Consider the following 1,241-nt stretch of genomic DNA (forward strand, 5'->3'; position numbering starts at 1 on the left):
CGGCCGACCCCTCCGGGTCCCGCTCCGCGACCGAGCCCCTGCGCCAGGACATCCGGCTGCTCGGCGGGATGCTGGGCCGCATCGTCCGGGAACAGGCCGGCGAGCACCTCTTCGCCCTCGTCGAACGCGCCCGCGTCGAGAGCTTCCGGGTGCGCCGCTCCGAGATCGACCGGGCCGAGGTCGCGGCGATGTTCGCCGACGTCCCCACCGACGACACCCTCCCCGTCATCCGCGCCTTCAGCCACTTCGCGCTGCTGGCGAACCTCGCCGAGGACCTGCACCGCGAACGCCGCCGCGCCGTGCACGTGCGCGCCGGGGAACCGGCACAGGACAGCTCGCTGGCCGCCACCTACCGCAAACTCGACGCCGCCGAACTCGACCCCGCCGAGGTCGCCGCCGCGCTCGACGGCGCCCTCGTCTCCCCGGTGATCACCGCCCACCCCACCGAGACCCGCCGCCGAACCGTCTTCGACGTGCAGAGTCGCATCACCGACCTCATGCGCCGCCGCGAACGCGCCGAGCCCGACGAGCATTCCGACATCGACCTGCAGCTGTGGCGGCAGATCCTCACCCTGTGGCAGACCGCCCTCATCCGGCTCGCCCGCCTCCGCATCCAGGACGAGATCGAGGTCGGCCTGCGGTACTACGACGCCTCCCTGTTCCGCGTCGTCCCGGCCCTCAACGCCGAGGTCCGGCGCGCCCTGCGCGAACGCTGGCCCGGCGTCCCCCTGCTGCCGGACCCGTTGGTGCGCACCGGAACCTGGATCGGCGGCGACCGCGACGGCAACCCCAACGTGACCGCCGAGGTCGTCCACCGCGCCACCGACCGGGCCGCCGCGACCGCCCTCGGCCACCACCTCGCCGAGCTCGAACAGCTCGAGCGGGAACTGTCGATGTCCGCGCGCCTGGTCCGCATCACCGACGACCTCGGCCGGCTCGCCGACGCCTCCGGTGACGACGCCCCGTCGCGCGCCGACGAACCGTACCGCCGCGCGCTGCGCGGCATCCGCGGCCGCCTGACCGCCACCGCGGCACGACTGCTGGACGAACCGCCCCCGCACGCGCTGCCGAGCCCACTGGCCGGCTACGACACGCCCGCCGACCTGCTCGCCGACCTCGACATCCTCGACATCGCCCTGCGCGCCGGCGGCGGCGCCGCCCTCGCCGACGACCGGCTCGCGCACGTCCGCGGCGCCGTCGAGGCCTTCGGCTTCCACCTCGCCTCCCTCGACCTGCGGCAG

General features: G+C 75.0%; 1 protein-coding gene. It reads left to right on the plus strand.

Annotated elements, in window-relative coordinates; translation table 11 throughout:
* Nucleotides 1–38 precede the first annotated feature (38 nt).
* Nucleotides 39–1,241: phosphoenolpyruvate carboxylase (locus CQZ88_RS22800; RefSeq protein WP_146034363.1), on the plus strand; the 1,203-nt coding region annotated here is incomplete at its 3' end.

It is taken from the genome of Rhodococcus sp. ENV425 (assembly GCF_002887785.1).
GTDB lineage: Bacteria > Actinomycetota > Actinomycetes > Mycobacteriales > Mycobacteriaceae > Rhodococcus > Rhodococcus aetherivorans.